Raw genomic sequence first — 18,125 nt, 5'->3', positions numbered from 1 at the left:
TCACCGCGCCCTCGATCGCGGGACGCTCTCGAGCTGACCCGAATTCCACACGCTCACGAAACGCGACGGGTCGCGTGGGGACTGGGGGTTGGGAGCGCGCCCAACTCGACACGCTCACGAAACGGGACCGGCGCGCCTGGACGGGGCACCCGGGAGAGTGGATCACGGTGGGACGGGGCAGCGGGTGACCATGCACCTGTCGCCGTAGGGCGCGCTGCGGCCCGGGGGCGGCAGGTGCTCGCGCGGCTTCACGGGGACTGCTCACCTGCGGTTGGGGTAGCGGCAGCCCCGTACCCGATCAGGTGTTGTAGCTCCACGACGTCGCGCGTCCCGCCGAGAAGGGCATGACGCCGTGGAAGACCTCCGGCTCGTCCGCGAAGATCAGGGGGAGGAAGTGGCGGTCGGACTCCCACATGGGGAGTTTTCCGGCGAGCACGTCGGCGACGTCGACCCAGTGCAGTGAGCCTTCCGGGTTGGCGCTGTGCGGGGTGCCGGTCCAGGCCGTGACGCGGAAGAGGAAGCCGAGCCAGTTCTCGCCGTTGCGGCCGAAGCCGGGCCAGGAGATGGTGCCGGCCAGCTCCACGCCGGTGCAGTCGAGACCGGCCTCTTCGTGGATCTCGCGGCGGAGGCCGGTGATGACGTCCTCGCCGGGTTCGAGCTTGCCGCCGAGGCCGTTGTAGTAACCGAAGTGGATGTCGTCGGGCCGGGTGTCCCGGCGAATCATCAAGATCTGGCGACGATCGGGCGAGAAGACGTAGCCGAGCGTGGCGACGATGGCCTGCACGTCGCCCACCTTAGAGCATGCCGTTGGGTGACAAAATGCCTTATAGCGTCACGAATCGGCCTCACGTCGGGCCCGGCTGTTCTGCTAACGTTCGCCGAACAGCCGACGCATAGAGTGATAATCCGCGTCGAAATTCCAGGAGGGTACACGGGAATGGATTCCGTGCTGAGCATCATCGTGCCGATCTACAACGTGGCACCCTACCTGGAGGAATGCCTCTCCTCGATCGCGGCTCAGTACTATCGCCGGCTCGAGGTCGTCATGGTGGACGACGGGTCGACGGATGAAAGCGGCGAGATCGCCGCCGAGTTCGCCGCTCGCGACCCCCGCTTCAAGCTGGTGACGAAGGCCAACGCCGGGCTGGGCGCCGCACGCAACACCGGTGTCGAGCACGCCACCGGCGAGTTCGTGATGTTCGTGGACAGCGACGACGTGCTGCCGCCGGCCGCGTGTGAGCTGCTCGTCTCCTCGATCACCGAGACCGGGTCGGACTTCGCGTCGGGCAACGTCTACCGGCTGACCAGCCGGGGCGTGCACCAGTCCGGCCTGCACCGGACCGCGTTCGCCACCACGAGTCTGCGCACCCACGTGAGCAAGCAGATCTCGCTGATGGACGACCGGACCGCGTGGAACAAGGTGTTCCGCCGCTCGTTCTGGGACCAGCACCAGCTGGCCTTCCCGGAGGGCGTGCTCTACGAGGACACCCCGGTGATGGTCCCGGCGCACGTGCTGGCGAAGAGCGTCGACGTGCTGGACGTGCCGGTCTACTACTGGCGTGAGCGCGAGGGCGCGGACAAGTCGATCACCCAGCGCCGGGACGAGATCAAGGGCTTCATCGACCGGCTCGCCGGCGTGGAGTCGGTGAGCCGGTTCCTCGGCAAGCACAAGCAGCAGAAACTGAAGCGCCTTTACGACGCCTCCGCGCTCAAGGGCGACCTGATGCTCTTCATGCGGGTGCTGCCGAAGGTGGACGAGGACTACCACCGGCAGTTCCTGGACGGCTGCAACCGCTTCCTGGCGACCGTCGACGAGCGGGTCTACGACGAGATCCCGGCGGCGCACCGGGTGCTGTGGCGGCTGGTCCGCAACCGGATGCTGCCCGAGCTGCTGGAGATGATCCCGACCGTCCGCGCGCGGCACCGGATCGTCCGCAAGGGCCTGCGCCGGTACCACAAGCTGATGTTCCTCGAGGACCGCCTGCCGAACGTGCCTCGCACGCTGTTCCTGGCCGGCACCCCGCGCCCGCGCACCAGGGTGCACGACGCCCAGTGGCGCGGCGACAAGCTGCGGGTCCGCGGTCACGCGTTCATCCCCGGGCAGTCCGCCGCGCACGCCTGGTCGACCACCCGGCTGGTCTGGCTGCGCGACGAGAGCGGCCGCCGGACCAAGCGCCAGGCGCTTGTCAACCACAAGTGCCTGGACGCCACGGCGGTGCACGGCAGCCCGTCGATGAACTACGACTGGTCCGGCTTCGAGTCGGAGATCGACGTCCAGTCGTTGCGCGGCGAGGACGGCAAGTGGCACGACGGGGTGTGGACGGTCGTGGTCGGCGTCCTCGGCCTCGGCCAGAAGAGCAAGGGCCCGCTGACCGTCGGCGAGCACGCCAACCCGATCCGGCTCACCAGCCTCTACGTCGACACCGACGTGCGGGTCACGCCGGTCGTCACGAACGGCAAGTTCCAGCTGCACGTGGAGCACGTCGGCGCCCGGCTCACCAGCGGCTCGCTGGACGACGGGGGCGACCACGTGGTGATCCGGGGCGAGGTCACCGGGGCGAACCGGCGGCCGGCCACGGCGCGGCTGTCGCGCACCTCGGGGATCGCCTGGCGCAGCTACCCGGTGGAGATCTCCGCCGACCGGTTCGAGTTCCGGATCCCGGTCACCGATCTGCAGGAGGACGGCGCCGAGTACCCGCAACTGCTGCCGGGCGAGCCCGGTGAGCGGTGGGACATCGAGCTCTCCGCCGGTGACGAGCACGCCGCCCCGATCCGGCTGGCGATGCACGACTACTTCACGTTCCCGCCGCTCTACCTGAGCGGGCGCACGCTCAACGTGCTGCCGGACCGCAAGGGTCACCCGGTGCTGACCGCGCTGCCGCTGACCCCGGCGATCTCCGGTGTCACGTCGCTGAGCACCGGGTTCCGGCTCACCGGCACGCTGCCGCCGACCGGCGACTGGAGCGACATGCGGGTGGTCGCCCGGATCTCCAACGCCCGGGAGACCAAGCACTTCCCGGTGACGATCGACGGCAGCACGTGGAGCCTCGACCTGGACCCGCTCCGGGTGCCGAACTTCGGCTGGGACATCCGGCTCAAGGCCGGCACGTGGAACGTCTTCTACCGGCTCGGCGACGGCCCGATCCGGCCGCTGCCGCTCGCCGTCGGCAGCATGGAGAGCCTGCCGGTGGGCCACCCGGCCGACCCCGAGCGGGTCACCTTCGAGTGGCTGACCGACCAGCGCAGCGTGATCCGGGTCCGGACGGCGCTCTCCGACTCCGAGCGGGGCAAGGCGAACGGCTTCCGCAGCCGCACCGAGCTCTACCCGCGGATGCGCAAGGCACCGCTGCGTGACGTCGTGCTCTACAACAGCTTCACCGGCCGGCAGTACTCGGACAGCCCGCGCGCCGTGCACGAGGAGCTCGTCTCCCGCGGTCTGCCGCTCGGACACCTCTGGGTGGTCACCGACGGCCAGGCCGCCGTGCCGGACACCGCGAAGACCGTCGCGCTGTGGCGCCACGAGTGGTACGAAGCGCTCGCCACCAGCCGGTACATCGTCACCAACCAGCACCTGCCCGGCTGGTTCGAGCGCCGCCCCGACCAGGTGGTGATCCAGACCTGGCACGGCACCCCGCTCAAGCGGATCGGCTTCGACATCGAGGACCTGCACTTCGCGGACAAGAAGTACTTCGAGAAGCTGGAGACCGAGGCGAAGAACTGGAGTCACCTGGTCTCGCCGAACACGTTCAGCACGCCGATCCTGCGGCGCGCGTTCCGCTTCCCCGGCGAGATCCTGGAGATCGGCTACCCGCGTAACGACGTGCTCTTCCTGGAGGGCGAGAAGCGGGACGCGCTTGTCGCCGACGTGCGCCGGCGGATCGGTCTGCCCGAGGGCAAGAAGGTCGTGGTGTACGCCCCGACCTGGCGTGACGACGAGTACTACAGCGGCGGCGCCTACAAGATCACCATGATGCTGGACCTGGAAGCGGCCCGGGAGCGTCTCGGCGACGACCACGTGCTGCTGATCCGCCGCCACCCGAACGTGGTCGACGAGATCCGCGGGGCCGGCAACGGATTCGTCTACGACGTCTCGACATATCCGGACATGGCGGATCTGCTGGCCATCGCGGACGTGCTGATCACCGACTACTCCTCGGTGATGTTCGACTTCGCCAGCACCGGCCGCCCGATCCTGTTCTTCACCTACGACCTGGAGAACTACCGGGACAACCTGCGCGGCTTCTACTTCGACTTCGAGGCCGAGGCGCCGGGCCCGCTGCTGAGCACCTCGGACGAGGTGATCGACGCGATCCGCACCTCGGATCAGGTGGTGGAGAAGTACGCCACGCAGTACCAGGCGTTCAAGGAACGGGCCAGCGACCTCGACGACGGACACGCGGCGGCCCGTTTGGCCGACGCCATGCTGGCAGCCGGGCGCAAGGGCAAGTGACCGACCTGGGGATCGGATCCCGTGACTCGGAGCACTATCGTTGTCAGATATGACCCCCATCCCGCTCGCTGAGGAACTCCTCCTCCTCGCGTACGACGACCAGACCGGTAAGGCGACCGGCTCACGCATCGGGCTTGACCTGGGCATGGCCGCGGCCGTCCTGATCGACCTCGCACTGGCGAACCGGATCGCATACGCCGCCGACGGCTACCTCAAGGTGGTCGACGCGACCCCGCTCGGCGACCCGGTCGCCGACGCGGTGCTGGGCAAGGTCGCGGCGGACGAGCCGCACACACCGGCGCAGTGGCTGCAGCGGCTGCGTCACCGGCTGCGTACCCGGGTCTTGGAAGATCTCTGTGACCGGGGTGTGGTCCGTGACGTCGACGAGACCCAGCTCGGTGTGATCCACGTGCACCGTTACCCGACGAGCAACCCGGCCTACGAGGCCGAGATCCGTCAGCGCCTGGCCGCCGCCCTGATCGGGAACACCCTTCCCGACGAGCGCACGGCCGCGCTGGCGACCCTGCTCGTCGCGGCCCGGATGGAACCGGCGCTGAAACTGCCGCCGGACGAGGCCGACCGGGCTCACGAGCGGCTCGAGGAGATCGCCAGCAACGCCGGGTTCGTCGGCGACGTGTCGCTGGAGGACTCCATCGTGCGCCCGAGCGTCGCCCTGGTGGTGGCCACGCTGGGCCGGGCGATCACGGCGGCGCTGGGCGCCCCCAAACCCCTCTGACGGGTACGGATCGGACCACGTCCTCGCCGGACTGACTCTCCGGCGAGAGGCAGCGCGAGGACGTGCGTCCGGTCCCGGCCGTCCGGCGGCCGCCGGCGACGGGTGCCGGGTCAAGCCCTGCGACTCCCGTCGCCTGCGGAGCTTCGCTTCTCAGACGCCCAGGGTGGCTGCGATCTCCGCCCGCAGGTCGACGAGTGCGGCGGCGGCCCGCTGCCGCGCCGATCCCAGCCCGGCGGCGCTGACCGGTTCCACCACTTCCAGGTACGCCTTGAGCTTCGGCTCGGTGCCCGACGGCCGGATCACCACGCGCGCGGCCGACGTGCGGAACGTCAGCACGTCGTTCTCCGGGAGCAGGTCGGCCACCTCGGTCACCGGGGAGCCGAGCAGGGTGGTCGGCGGGTTCTGCCGGGCCCGGGTCATCGCCCTGCCGATCTCGGTGAGGTCGTCGACGCGTACCGACAGCTGGTCGGTGGCGTGCACCCCGAACTCGGCCGCCAGCTCGTCGAGACGGTCGCTCAGGGTCTTCCCGGCGGTCTTCAGCTCGGCGGCCAGCTCGGCGACCGTGAGCGCGGCGGTGATCCCGTCCTTGTCGCGGACCATGGCCGGGGCGACGCAGTACCCGAGGGCCTCCTCGTACCCGAACGCCAGCTCCTCGGCGGCCCGGACGATCCACTTGAAGCCGGTGAGGGTCTCCGCGTAGGGCACGCCGCGCGCGGCGCTGAGACGGCCGAGCAGCGACGAGGAGACGATCGTGGTGGCGTAGGTGCCGGTCACGCCCCGCCGGATCAGGTGGTCGGCCAGGAGGACGCCGAGCTCGTCGCCGCGCAGGGGACGCCACGTGCCGTCGCCGGCCGGGATCGCCACGGCGCAGCGGTCCGCGTCCGGGTCGTTGGCGATCGCCAGGTCGGCCTTCTCGGCGCCGGCGAGCGCGAGCAGGTGGTCCATCGCCCCCGGCTCCTCCGGGTTCGGGAAATGCACGGTCGGGAACTCGGGGTCGGGCTGCTCCTGGTCCGCCACGACCGCCGGGGCCGGGAAGCCGGCCGCCCGGAACGCGGCGGCCAGGGTCTCGCCGCCGACGCCGTGCAGCGGCGTGTAGGCGATGCGCAGGTCACGGGGGCCGCCCTCGGTGAGCACCGCGGCGGCGCTCCGCACGTACTTGTCGGCGATGTCGGTGCCGAGCAGGGTGCCGGGCTCGCCCAGCGGCACCGCCGCGAGGCTGCCGGCCGCCCGGATCGCCGCCTCGATGCCGGCGTCGGCCGGCGGCACGATCTGCGCGCCGTCACCGGCCGGTCCGCCCAGCGCCGCGCCGAGGTAGACCTTGTAGCCGTTGTCCTGGGGCGGGTTGTGGCTCGCCGTCACCATCACGCCGGCCACCGCGCCAAGGGCCCGCACCGCGTAGGCCAGGACCGGCGTGGGCAGCGTGCGCGGCATCAGCAGCGCCTCGCGGCCGGCGCCGGTCGCGACTCGGGCGGTCCGCTCGGCGAACTCCCGGGAGCCGTGCCGGGCGTCGTACCCGATCACCAGCGGCCCCTCGCCGTCCTGTGCGGCGAGCCAGGCGACGAGCCCGGCCGCGGCCTGGGTGACCACCGCCAGATTCATGCCGTTCGGCCCGGCGCGCAGCGGGCCGCGCAGCCCGGCCGTGCCGAAGGTGAGCGGGCCGGAGAACCTGTCGCGCAGCTCCGCGGCGGTGGCCGGGAGCCGGTCGATCAGATCCCGGAGCTCGGCGCGGCTCGCCGGGTCGGGGTCATCGGCGAGCCAGGCCTCGGCCCGGTCGGTCAGGGCAACATCAACTTCGGACGCCATCAGGGATTGATAGCACAACGGAAGGGGCGTTACCCGGCGTAGGACCTAGAAGCACGGACTGTAGATCGTCGAGGCGCATTTATCAAGATCTTCTATGTTTGCACACATCGATATAAGCTGCCGGTAATGACGCTGAGTAATCACAGCATTACGGGGAGGTCGTTATGGGTGTGAAGTCGCGAATGCATCGAACGTTGTCGTGGTCGGCAACCGTCATCACGGCATTGTCAGCTGGTCTGATCGTGTTGGGGACCTCAGCACCGGCAGCCGCCTCTTGCTCTCACGGTTTCTCGGACACCGACAACCACAACCCCGCTTACATCAAAGTCACTGGTTCTGATGTGGCGATGCGGAGTGGCCCGCACACCAGTTGTGGTCTGGTGGATCGGTTCGACTCGGGAACGCAGATGTATCCGTACTGCTGGGTCTCAGGTGACCATGTCACGCGTAACGGGGTGACGTACACGACGTGGTCACGAGTGCACCTCGCGGCCATCGGGGACCCGGAGGGCTGGATCTCCGATGCGTTCCTGAGCAATAGCGGCGCTGACTACAAGTGCTGACGTCGATGCGGGGAAGCCGGTCCTGGCTTCCCCGCATCGCACGAAACCGTCGTTATTGAGCGATCTGGAAAGTCTCAGCCATCTTGTCGAAATACTTACGGTTCTCGGCGAAGGCTGAGTCCGGTGCGGTGAGGTAGAACGAGTACATCTTGTTGCCGACCGTGGTCATCCGCCAGATACCGTGACGCTTCGCGTCGCCGTTGCCGCAGGTGTACTCGAACTGGGCGCCAGGGTTACCCGAGACTTCAGCCTCGATCGTCTCGCCTTGCGTGTACGGCTTGGGGCAGTTCTTCGACTTCCTCAATGTGCCGGGCGCGGTCTCGTTCACGAACCGGGTCGGGGCGATCGAGCCCGGCTCCAGCAGCACCCGCACCTTGACCGCGTTGTTGTCCGGGTTTACGTAGTCGACGTAGGTCTGGCCGGCCCCCCGAGTCCAGCCGGCCGGGACCTGCACGCTGATCGTCGCGTTGCCCTTGAAGGCCTGCGTCTCGAACGGCGTGTCCGCGGCCGGTGCGGCGCTCGGTGCGGCCTGTGCCTGCGGCTGCTGCGTCGCGTCGTCGTCGCCGCCGGTCATCGAGAAGACCAGGATCAGCACCAGCACCACGGCGGCCGCGGCGCCGGACGTGGCCAGCTGCTTGTTGCGCGGCCAGGACTTGAACGTGGTGACCAGTCTCCCGGCGGTCTCCCGCGCGCCCGTGGTGACCTTGTCGATGGTGGCCCGGCGCTTGGCCGCCGGGCTCATCACCACGGTGCCGGGGCGCGGGTCGCCGGACGGGTTCCACGGGTTCTGCGGCGGGATCACGCTCGTGGTGTCGCCGGACGTGCCCGGGTGCGCCGGCATCATGCCGGTCGGGTACCCGGCGTCGGCGGGCTCGGGCGCGCGACGGCGGCCGCCACCCGAGTTCTGCGACTCCAGCTTGCTGAGGTGGTCGGTGAGCGACTCGCCGGGCTGGAGCATGGCCCGGCCGCCGATCTGGCCGGAGGGCTGGGCCGGGCCCGGCTGGCTGGGGATCTGCGGCGGGATCTGCTGGGTGGCGGCCGGCGCCGGGCTGGTCGGCCGGGACGAGACCACCGAGTACGGGTCGGTCATCAGGTGCGGCGGCTGCTTGCTGGCGAGCGGGCCGGCCAGCTGCTGGCGCAGGATCGTGCGGGCGGTCTGCACGTCCATCCGCTGGCCGGGGTTCTTCTCCAGCAGGCCCATCAGCACCGGGGTGAGCGAGCCGGCCCGGACCACCGGGGCGGGCGGGTCCTCGACCACGGCGTGCATGGTCTCGATCGGGTCGCCCTTGTCGAACGGCGGGCGGCCCTCGATCGCGGTGTAGAGCGTGACGCCGAGCGAGAACAGGTCGCTGGGCGGGCCGAAGTCGTGGCCCATCGCCCGCTCGGGCGAGATGAAGTGCGGCGAGCCGAGGACCATGCCGGGCGTGGTGAGCTGCACGTCGGTCGGCATCCGGGCGACGCCGAAGTCGGTCAGCACGCAGCGGCCGTCCTGGCAGATCAGCACGTTCGCCGGTTTCACGTCCCGGTGCAGCACGCCGTGCGCGTGGGCGACCTCGAGCGCGCCGAGCAGCGCGATACCGATCTTGGCGACCACGCGCGGGGAAACCGGGCCGTCCTCGATGACCATGTCGGCGAGGCTGCGCGCGTCCAGCAGCTCCATCACGATCCATGGCCGGCCGTTCTCGTGGACCACGTCGTAGACCTGGACGACGGCCGGGTGCTGGAGCGCGGCGGCGGCCCGGGCCTCCCGCATGGTGCGCTCGTACATCGCGTCGCGGTCGCTGGGCGCCAGGCCGGGCGGGAGGATGACCTCCTTGATCGCCACGTCACGGCGCAGCAGCGTGTCTGCCGCGCGCCACACCGTGCCCATGCCGCCGTGACCCACCGCGGCGCGCAGCGTGTACCGCCCGCCGATGAGCGTGCCCGGGGCTGCACGTCCGCTGAGGGGGGAGGTGTTGCCACCGCTCCACGTCGGAATCTGAGTCACTGAGGATGCCACCGAGGGGGTATAGGGGCTGTCGGCCAACCCCGCTATCTTGCCCGGTGGGTGGCGTTCAATGAAAGTCACTGCGGGAGTGTTCCACTCACTTCGACGGTGGGTAGCCGCAACGTGGCCGACCGTGGAGCGCAAGGAAACGCAGGGTGCAAAATCCCTCACTGTCGGCGTCCTGAACGAACATTAGGATCACGATGTGAATGCAGAGTCCGGGTTCCCGATCAAGCCGGTCTACGGCCCCGACGACGTTCCTCAAGGCGTCGGAGACGAACAGCCGGGTCAATATCCCTACACCCGCGGCGTCTATCCGACGATGTACACGAAACGGCCGTGGACCATGCGGCAGTACGCCGGATTCGGAACCGCGGCGGAGTCCAACGCGCGTTACCACCAGCTGCTGGCGGCCGGCACGATGGGCCTCTCGGTGGCGTTCGACCTGCCCACCCAGATGGGTTACGACTCCGACGACCCGATCGCCCACGGCGAGGTCGGCAAGGTCGGCGTGGCGATCGACTCGATCGACGACATGCGGCTTCTCTTCAAGGACATCCCGCTCGACAAGGTGTCCACCTCGATGACGATCAACGCGCCCGGCTCGGTGCTGCTGCTGCTCTACCAGCTGGTCGCCGAGGAGCAGGGCGTGCCCGGAACGGCCCTGCAGGGGACGATCCAGAACGACATCCTGAAGGAGTACATCGCCCGGGGGACGTACATCTTCCCGCCCAAGCCGTCGCTGCGCCTGGTCGCCGACACGTTCGCCTACTGCAAGGCCGAGATCCCGAAATGGAACACCATTTCGATCTCCGGCTACCACATGGCCGAGGCCGGGGCGACGCCCGCGCAGGAGATCGCGTTCACTCTGGCGAACGGCATCGAGTACGTACGGGCCGCGATCGCCGCCGGATTGGCCGTCGACGATTTCGCGCCGCGGCTGTCGTTCTTCTTCGTCGCGCGGACCACGCTCCTGGAGGAGATCGCGAAGTTCCGGGCGGCGCGGCGGATGTGGGCCCGGATCATGCGGGACGAGTTCGGCGCCAAGGACCCGAAATCGCTCATGCTGCGGTTCCACACACAGACCGCCGGCGTGCAGCTCACCGCGCAGCAGCCCGAGGTCAACCTGATCCGGGTCGCGATCCAGGCGCTCGGCGCGGTCGCCGGCGGCACCCAGTCGCTGCACACCAACTCGTACGACGAGGCGATCGCCCTGCCGACCGAGAAGTCCGCCCGCCTCGCGCTGCGCACCCAGCAGGTCCTCGCGTACGAGAGCGGGCTGACCGGCACGGTGGACCCGTTCGCCGGCTCGTACGCGGTGGAGGCCCTGACCGACGCCGTCGAGCAGGAGGCGACCGCGCTGATCGAGCGCGTCTTCGAGCTCGGGTCGGCGGTCGACGCGATCGAGCAGGGCTTCCAGAAGGGTGAGATCGAGAAGTCCGCGTACCAGATCGCCAACGAGATCGACTCCGGTGAGCGCGTGGTGGTCGGCGTGAACCGGTTCGCCGCCGAGAGCGAGGAGAAGTACGAGCCGCTGCGTGTCGACCCGGCGATCGAGTCCGCCCAGGTGAGCCGGCTCGCGGCGCTGCGCGCGGAGCGGGACAACCCGGCGGTGCAGGCCGCGCTGGCGGATCTCGGAAAGGCCGCAGCCGGGAGCGTGAACGTCCTACCGTTGATGAAGGAGGCGTTGCGCCTGCGTGCGACGGTGGGGGAGGTGTGCCACACGTTGCGTGGGGTATGGGGCGTCCACCGGCCGGTCGAACGTTTCTGATCGGTGAGTCGTCGGCAACGGACCTGTAGTACGTCGCGTCACCTCCGCGATTCACTACCCGTTGAGGGGTTGGCGGGCCGGGACGATCTCCCGTGAGCCCGCCCTGCCTCGGCTGTGGGCGCGAAGACCTCTTTACCCACCCGTTACACAGCGTGACTGAAATCGGGTTAAGCTGGCGCGCGTCGCCAAACCCGACAAACCTCTAGAACGAATACGGAAGCCGACGTGACTACTGCTCTGACGGCGCCGGAAGGTGTCGATACGTCGTGGCCCGGGCCCCCTCCCGGCGCTGACCCGCTCCCCGGCCAGCTGGACCGCTGGCTCGCCGCGAGGGGCGCAGAGCTGGTAACGATTCGCCGGCACATCCACGCCCACCCCGAGCCGTCACACTCCGAGTTCGAGACCGCCGCGCTGATCGCCCGGGAGCTGACCGTCGCCGGTCTCTCCCCGCGCCTGCTGCCGCGCGGCAACGGGGTGATCTGCGACATCGGCGAGGGTGACCGGGCCATCGCGTTCCGGGCCGATATCGACGCGCTGCCGCTGCAGGACCTCAAGGACGTCCCGTACCGCAGCACCGTGGACAAGCTGGCGCACGCCTGCGGCCACGACGTGCACACCACCGTGGCGCTCGGGCTCGGCCTGGCCCTCGCCCAGCTCAACGAGCAGGGCGAGCTGCCCGGCCGGGTGCGGCTGATCTTCCAGCCGGCCGAGGAGGCGATGCCCTCCGGCGCTCCCGAGGTGATCTCGGCGGGCGCCCTCAAGGACGTCTCCGCGATCTTCGCGCTGCACTGCTACCCGCAGCTGCCGGCCGGTCTGGTCGGCGTCCGCTCCGGCCCGTTCACCGCGGCCGCCGACGCGGTCGAGGTCAAGCTCAGCGGGCCCGGCGGGCACACCGCCCGGCCGCACCTGACGGCCGACCTGGTGCACGCGCTGGGCCGGGTCATCATCGACGTGCCATCCCTGCTGAACCGCCGGATCGACCCGCGCGCCGGGATCTCCCTGGTCTGGGGCGCGGTGCACGCCGGCCAGGCGTTCAACGCGATCCCCGGCGCCGGCGAGGTGCGCGGGACCGTCCGGGTGCTCAGCCGGGAAGCCTGGCGGGAAGCACCGGAGCTGGTCACCAAGCTGATCCACGACGTGGTCGCGGGAACCGGCGCCGAGGTGGACGTCAACTACATCCGCGGCGTCCCCCCGGTGATCAACGACCGGATGGCCTCGGCGATCATCGCGGGTGCCGCCGGCGCCGCGCTCGGCGCCGACCGGGTGGTCGAGGCCGAGCTCAGCATGGGCGGCGAGGACTTCTCGTTCTACCTGGAGCACGTCCCGGGCGCGATGATCCGGCTGGGCACCGCGGTCCCCGGCTCGGACGTGCGCCACGATCTCCACCAGGGCGATTTCGACGTCGACGAGCGCGCCATCGGGTACGGCGTGCGGGTCATGACGCACACCGCGCTCGCGGCCCTGTCGTCCGGCGCGTTCTAAGGGGTGGTGGCCGGCGGCGTCGTGGTGGCCGGGGGCGGAAGCTGCCGCCTCCGGTACCGGCGGATCGCGTAGACGGCCGCCCCCACCGGGACGCCGACGACCAGCAGCCAGGGCAGCAGCACGCCCAGAACGGTCAGCAGCACGGCCAGTGACGCCTTCAGCGCGTCCCAGCCGCCGGAGAGGCCGGCCAAAAAGCCCGGCGGCTCGTCGTCCGGGTCGCTGACCGCCGCGTCCGGGTCGAGCAGCACCACGGTGATCGTGGAGAGCGCGGTGAGGTCGGCGAGCCGGCGCTTCTTCGCCTCCAGCGAGGCCAGGTCCGCCTCCCGGGTGGCCACCTCGCGCTCCAGCATCACCAGATCGTCGAGCGAGCCGGCTCGCGCGAGCAGCTTCTTGCCGCTCTCCACCCGGGCCTTCTGCACCGAGATCCGGGCGTCCAGGTCGACGACCTCCTCGGTGACGTCCTCGGTGTTGATCCCGCGGGTCTCCTCGGTGCCGAGACCGGCCAGCTGGTCCACGACCGAGCTGAACTTCGCGGCCGGGATCCGCAGCGTCAGGTTCGCGGTGTCGGCGCCCTCGCCGCTGTGCCGCTCGTCGCCGCCGACGAAGCCGCCGGCCGCCGAGGCGATGCCTGTCGCTCGCGCCGCCGCCGTGGTGACGTCCTCCACCCGTACCGTGATGGAGCCCGTGTAAATGATCGAGCGCTGATCGACGCGCAGCTCCGGCGCTTGCGCCGGAGCGTTCTTGCCCTGGACGGCGGCGCCCTCGGCGGCCTGGGGCGCCTCCCCGCCGCCGGCGCTGTCGGCATTGCCGCCCCCGGCGCTGTCGGGATTGCCCCCGTCCGCGCGGCCGACCGCCGGTTCCGCCTGCGAAGCGCCCGACTCGTCGCTGCTGCCGGCGCCGCATCCGGCCAGCAGCGCCCCCGCGAGCAGTGCGGCGGCGATCAGCTTGGTGGCTCCCCGTTTATGCATCGTCACTCCGATCTCTTCTGGCTTGACCGTTGGGACGTACGCCACGCGGCGCGTGGTTCCGGCAGACTGGCTGGTGACCGGTAACGATTGAGTCTTTTTCAACGTGACGAGGGCCTCGCTTGCTGGCGCCGGCCAACGGCCTGGCGCCTTCAGGCCCGATGTCAGGTTGAAAATGCTCACTGAACGGCGGAGGGGTCCCGTGCGCGTCACGAAGTTCACGCACTCTTGCCTTCGACTCGAAGGCGCCGGAGTTCTCGTGGTGGATCCCGGCGAATTCTCCGAGTCGTCCGCATTGGACGGTGCGGATGCCGTGCTCATCACCCATGAGCATTTCGACCACCTGGACGTCGCGGCGGTCACGGCCGCGGCCGGGCGCCGGCCCGATCTGCGGATCTTCGCGCACGAGGCGGTGCTGCCACTGCTGGCGGAGGTCGCCGAGGCGACCACCGCGGTCGCGGCGGGCGAGGAGTTCCAGGCCGCCGGCTTCCGGATCCGGGGGTACGGCGGGCAGCACGCGATCATTCATCCGTACGTGCCGGTCTTCGCGAATCTGGGGTTCCTGATCGACGACGGCGCCACGAACGTCTACCACCCGGGTGACTCGTTCGTGCGGCCCGGCGACGTGGATGTGGACACGCTGTTCGTGCCGATGAACGCGCCGTGGGCCACGATCGCCGAGTCGCTGGAGTTCGTCCGGTCGGTGCGGCCGGCCCGGGCGTACGCGCTGCACGACGGGCTGCTCAACGAGCGCGGCTCGGCCGTCTACGGCAAACACCTGGAGAGTTTCTCGGAGACGACGTTCCAGCAGGTGGCACCCGGCACCGTGCTGAACTGACGTGGACACCGGCATCGACGACAGCGTGCGGCGGCTCTACGAGGAGCCGCCGGACGGCTTCGTGGCGACCCGCTCCGCCGCGATCGAGGAGGCCCGCAAGGCCGGCGACCGGGACGCGGCCAAGCGGCTCGCCGCCCTGAAGAAGCCGACCGTGGCCGCCTGGGTGGTCAATCTGCTCGCGATCAAGCGCCCGGATCTGATCGAGGAGCTGGTCGAGCTCTCATCGGCGCTGCGCTCGGCCCAGCGCGACCTGCAGGGTGACCAGTTGCGCGAACTGTCCACTCAGCGCCGCCAGTTCGTCTCGGCGATGGTCGCGGCGGCCCGCAAGCTCGCCGTCGCGGCGGGGGTTCCGGCCGCGCGGCTCCCGCTGGGGGAGGTGGAGGCGACGCTGACCGCGGCGCTCGCCGAGCCGGAGATCGCCGAGCAGGTCCGCACCGGGCGGCTGATCCGGGCGGCCACGTATGCGGGATTCGGCGAGGTGCCGCGCCCCCGCCTGCGCCTCGTGACGGACACCGCCGAGGCGGATATTTCGGATTTGTCCCCCGAGGAGCGGGCTCGCGGCGTCGAGGCCGGAAGCGCGGGCGGCGAAGCCGAAGGCTGGGCTGACGGCAGCGCCGCCGCCGAGAGCGACTGGTCCGGCAGCGGCCCGGACGGGCCCGGCGGGGCGTCTGCCGGCGTTGCTGGGGCCGGCGGTGCTGAGGGGGCTCGGGAGCGGGCTGCTGCCCAGAGGCGGCAGCGGGAGGCTGAGCAGCGGAGGCGGGAGCTCGAACGGAAGCGGCGGGAGCTGGAGCGCGAGATGGCTACCGCGCTGGCGGCGGAGCGGCGGGCCGACGCGCAGCTGGAGCGTGCCGAGACGGCCGAGCGGGACGCCGGGCATCTGGTCGAGGACCTGGACGCCGAGCTGGCCGAACTGGAACGCCGCCGCACCGAGGCCGTCGCCGACGTGGCCCGCCGCAAACTGGCCCGCCGCACCGCCGAACGCGAATCCGCCGCGGCCCGCCGCCGGGTGGGCGACGTCCAGGCGGCGCTCGACGACCTCGCGCCCTCCTGACCCGGTTACTCTCCCGGCCGCCGCTTCCACGGCGGGGAAGGAGTGAGGGGAGTGAGCGCGGGAGCGTTTTCTTTAACGGGGCGGGGAGGGCAGAATCGGGCAGGTGACCCCCGAACAGGCTGCCGCCAACACCAAGGCCGGACTCGCCGCGATTGTCGGAGCCTTCGCGGAGTCACCGCAGACGTTGCGCCGGGCCCGGCTGCTCGGGCTGTCCGGGTGGGCCTATCACGTGTCGGCGCGGGCCGGGGCGCTCGGTGAGGTGCGGCCGGAGACGGTGGCGGCGGCGCTTGCCTTCATCGCTCCGGAGGCCGTCACCGACGGGTGGGAGGCGACGGCCAAGACGTCGGCGCCGGTGGAGGTCGCCACCTGGCATCTGCACGAGCTGTGTGCGTGGGGTGGGGAGCAGCTGGGGCCGTACCCTCGGATTGCTCGTCTTCTGGAACTTGCCGGCCGCGTCGTGGACGCTGTCGACGCGGCGGGACTGACCCTGTTCGCGGCGTGGCGGGCGATGCCGGTGCCGGATCCGGCGCCCGGCGCGCGGGCCGCCGTGCTGCTGCACCTGCTGCACGAGCATCGGCAGGGTGTGCACGTCATGGCGGTGCGGGCGAGTGGTCTCACCCCGCTCGAAGCGATCATCGCGGGGCCGGACGGAGAGACCGGGGCGGTGGCGTTCGGGTGGCAGCCGCCCTATCCGCCGGCCGGTCCGCTGGTGCGGCGGCTGATGTGGGCCGAGGCGGTGGCGAACTCGATGGCCGGGCAGGCCTACGCGGCGCTGGACCGCAGTGAGCGGGTGGAGTTCGCCGGCCTGCTCGAATCGCTGGGCCACCGGCTGGCCCGCTGAAGCGTGCGGAAGCACGAAAAAGCACCTGAGGAGCGTTGATAAACCGGCTGCCGAAAATCGGTGGCGGGCCGACGCGCGGGGATGGTCCGATGCCGGGATGTCCGATCTCCCACCCGGCTGGTCGCTGCGCCGTCCCACCCTCGCCGACGCGCCCGCCATCCTCGCCCTCGTGCACGCCAGTGACATCGCCGCGGTGGGGGAGCCCGACTTCACCCTCGACGAGGTGCACGAGGAGCTGACCGGGCCGAACACCGACATGAGCCGGGACTGCTGGCTCGCGATCGATCCGGCGGGCGGGACCGCCGGCTGGGCGTACCCGCGGAACCCGACCGGTCAGGCCCGCGACTTCGCCGAGGTCTACGTGCACCCGGAGACCGGCCTGCCGGCGCAACGGCCGCTGCTGCGCCTGCTGATGGCGCGCATGGTGGAGCGCGCCGCGGAGCTGGGCCACGACGTCTACACGGTGCGGGCCGGGGCGATCCCGACCGAGACGGCGTACATCGAGGCGCTCACCGGCGCCGGCTTCGTCTTCCTGAAGCAGCACGCCCGGATGCAGATGCCGCTCGCCGGCGTCGCGCACGAGCCGCCGGCGGCGCCGGAGGGCGTCACGGTGCGGCCGGTCCGTGCCGATGACGAGATGCGCCGCTTCCACGCGGTCGTCGAGGAGGCGTTCCGGGACTCCGACCATCAGGCGCTGAGCTACCGGGACTGGCAGGCGAAGATCAGCGCCGAGTCCGGTGTCCGCTTCGACGAATGGTTCGTGGCCGAGGTGGACGGGGTCGTCGCGGGAGTCCTGCAGTCCGGGGGATCGGGCGGCGACGAGTCGAACGACGAGGGATGGGTGCGGTCGCTGGCGGTGCTCCGCCCGTACCGCAAGCGGGGTTTGGGGGAAGCTCTTCTCCGCCGCGCCTTCGCCGGGTACGCGGCGCGGGGGCACGCGAAGGCCGGTCTCGGCGTCGATCTGGCGAACCCGACCGACGCCGCGAGCCTGTACTTCAAGGTCGGGATGACCGCGCTCTACCGCGCGAACGTCTACCAGACCACGGTGACCAGGGGTTAGAACCGGGCTACACCTCGGGCGAGGATGTCCCGGTGGGGCGGGAGCGCAACTCGGCGACGTAGTCGTCGGGCGCGCCCGCCTTCTCCGCCGCGTTGGCGATCTCGGAGAGGTACCACGCGGTGGGCAGGCCGCCCTCGTAACCGGCGAAGACGTAGATCCAGGCGGGCACGTCGCCGTCAAGTGTCGATACACGCACGGTGAGCTTCTGGTACGCCCCCGCTGTCACGCCCTCGACCTCGTCGAGCTGTGCCGCGTCCCACGGGTGGACGTCGTAGAGGGAGACGAACACCCGGTCGCCCGGTGACTCGACGACCGTGGTTACCGCCCCCTCCCAGCCCATATCTCCCTCACCGGCGAAGGTGAGGCGCCAGCCTTCGATCCACCCCACGCCGACCATCGGCGAGTGCGGACAGTAGGCCCGCATGCGGGCGGGATCCAGGTTCGAGCCATACGCGGCGTAGTGACGCACGGCGACGACACTAGCCGGAACAGGGGGTGGTGAGAATATAGAACGTGCGTGTCGGCACTTCTCAACCGGTTTTGCCGGGATTTTCCCCCGCGGGAAAGCCGGGAAAACT

13 protein-coding genes are annotated in these 18,125 nt (G+C 70.5%); 8 read left to right on the top strand and 5 right to left on the bottom strand.

The window, feature by feature from the left end:
* Window positions 1–298: 298 nt before the first annotated feature.
* A complete protein-coding gene (locus tag AMIS_RS36840; protein ID WP_041831637.1) occupies window positions 299–784 on the bottom strand; it encodes an NUDIX hydrolase in 486 nt (161 codons plus the stop codon).
* 153 nt (window positions 785–937) lie between these two features.
* Here AMIS_RS36840 and AMIS_RS36835 point away from each other — a divergent pair, with 153 nt between their 5' ends.
* The gene (locus AMIS_RS36835; protein ID WP_014447570.1) at window positions 938–4,450 is read left to right on the top strand and encodes a bifunctional glycosyltransferase/CDP-glycerol:glycerophosphate glycerophosphotransferase; all 3,513 of its coding nucleotides are present in this window, start codon (window positions 938–940) and stop codon (window positions 4,448–4,450) included.
* 49 nt (window positions 4,451–4,499) lie between these two features.
* A complete protein-coding gene (locus tag AMIS_RS36830; RefSeq protein ID WP_014447569.1) occupies window positions 4,500–5,186 on the top strand; it encodes a GOLPH3/VPS74 family protein in 687 nt (228 codons plus the stop codon).
* A gap of 150 nt (window positions 5,187–5,336) precedes the next feature.
* On the opposite strand, the gene AMIS_RS36825 is transcribed toward AMIS_RS36830, so the two are convergent.
* Together AMIS_RS36825 and AMIS_RS36820 are read right to left on the bottom strand one after the other, a co-directional pair.
* The gene (locus tag AMIS_RS36825; protein ID WP_014447568.1) at window positions 5,337–6,989 is read right to left on the bottom strand and encodes a phospho-sugar mutase; all 1,653 of its coding nucleotides are present in this window, start codon (window positions 6,987–6,989) and stop codon (window positions 5,337–5,339) included.
* Between the two features lie 615 nt (window positions 6,990–7,604).
* Window positions 7,605–9,539 carry a serine/threonine-protein kinase gene (locus AMIS_RS36820; RefSeq protein ID WP_041830294.1) on the bottom strand — a complete coding sequence of 645 codons (1,935 nt, stop codon included), beginning with the start codon at window positions 9,537–9,539 and terminating at the stop codon, window positions 7,605–7,607.
* A gap of 205 nt (window positions 9,540–9,744) precedes the next feature.
* On the opposite strand from AMIS_RS36820, the gene AMIS_RS36815 reads away from it, so the two are divergent.
* Window positions 9,745–11,310 (top strand): acyl-CoA mutase large subunit family protein, encoded by a 1,566-nt coding sequence (locus tag AMIS_RS36815; protein ID WP_014447566.1) that lies wholly within the window; start codon window positions 9,745–9,747, stop codon window positions 11,308–11,310.
* 225 nt (window positions 11,311–11,535) lie between these two features.
* On the top strand, window positions 11,536–12,792 hold the full coding sequence (locus tag AMIS_RS36810; RefSeq protein ID WP_014447565.1) for an amidohydrolase: 1,257 nt from the start codon (window positions 11,536–11,538) through the stop codon (window positions 12,790–12,792).
* Here the strand turns inward: AMIS_RS36810 and AMIS_RS36805 are convergent.
* Window positions 12,789–13,760 (bottom strand): DUF4349 domain-containing protein, encoded by a 972-nt coding sequence (locus AMIS_RS36805; RefSeq protein WP_051042628.1) that lies wholly within the window; start codon window positions 13,758–13,760, stop codon window positions 12,789–12,791. The two genes, AMIS_RS36810 and AMIS_RS36805, sit on opposite strands and share 4 nt — an antisense overlap.
* A gap of 199 nt (window positions 13,761–13,959) precedes the next feature.
* Here AMIS_RS36805 and AMIS_RS36800 point away from each other — a divergent pair, with 199 nt between their 5' ends.
* The 4 genes from AMIS_RS36800 (at window position 13,960) to AMIS_RS36785 (ending at window position 17,547) form a co-directional block, all read left to right on the top strand.
* Entirely contained in the window at window positions 13,960–14,595 is a 636-nt protein-coding gene (locus tag AMIS_RS36800; protein ID WP_014447563.1) for an MBL fold metallo-hydrolase, read from the top strand.
* Between the two features lies 1 nt (window position 14,596).
* On the top strand, window positions 14,597–15,646 hold the full coding sequence (locus AMIS_RS36795; RefSeq protein ID WP_014447562.1) for a hypothetical protein: 1,050 nt from the start codon (window positions 14,597–14,599) through the stop codon (window positions 15,644–15,646).
* A 103-nt stretch (window positions 15,647–15,749) separates the two neighbouring features.
* Window positions 15,750–16,487, top strand: a complete 738-nt coding sequence (locus AMIS_RS36790; RefSeq protein ID WP_014447561.1) for an SCO6745 family protein — start codon at window positions 15,750–15,752, stop codon at window positions 16,485–16,487.
* Window positions 16,488–16,584: 97 nt separating this feature from the next.
* Window positions 16,585–17,547, top strand: a complete 963-nt coding sequence (locus AMIS_RS36785; protein ID WP_014447560.1) for a GNAT family N-acetyltransferase — start codon at window positions 16,585–16,587, stop codon at window positions 17,545–17,547.
* A gap of 7 nt (window positions 17,548–17,554) precedes the next feature.
* Here the strand turns inward: AMIS_RS36785 and AMIS_RS36780 are convergent, their stop codons facing one another.
* Entirely contained in the window at window positions 17,555–18,016 is a 462-nt protein-coding gene (locus AMIS_RS36780) for a gamma-glutamylcyclotransferase (RefSeq protein ID WP_014447559.1), read from the bottom strand.
* Window positions 18,017–18,125: the final 109 nt, after the last annotated feature.

This window comes from Actinoplanes missouriensis 431 (assembly GCF_000284295.1).
GTDB lineage: Bacteria > Actinomycetota > Actinomycetes > Mycobacteriales > Micromonosporaceae > Actinoplanes > Actinoplanes missouriensis.
Note: the sequence above shows the minus strand (reverse complement) of the source record. Positions and strands in the feature narration are given on the sequence as shown.